General features: G+C 69.4%; 1 protein-coding gene. It reads left to right on the top strand.

Annotation, left to right across the window (positions count from 1 at the left end; all coding sequences use genetic code 11):
- Nucleotides 1-100: 100 nt before the first annotated feature.
- The coding region (locus tag AC0IYH_RS32680) for an FAD-binding protein (protein ID WP_471838511.1) at nucleotides 101-255 on the top strand (155 nt) is incomplete at its 3' end.

Below are 255 nucleotides of genomic sequence, written 5' to 3'. Positions count from 1 at the left end.
TCGACAGCGGCGTCATCGCCTTGCAGGATCACGGCGAACCGGTCGCGTTCCGCAACATCAAGCTGCGCCCCATCGGGCCAAGCGCAACGGCGATCCGCTGATGACGGGTGCCGCGAATCCGGCTGCGGATGCACCGGTCGACGTCATCATCGTCGGCTCGGGCGCAGCCGGCGGCATGGCCGCGTTCAGCCTCACGAAGTCCGGCCTGCGCTGCCGGATGCTGGAGGCCGGCCGCGATTACGATCCGCAGGCCGA

This window comes from Pseudomonas sp. AC463 (assembly GCF_979253585.1).
The sequence above is the reverse complement of the archived record's forward strand: the minus strand, read 5'-3'. Positions and strand labels throughout refer to the sequence as shown.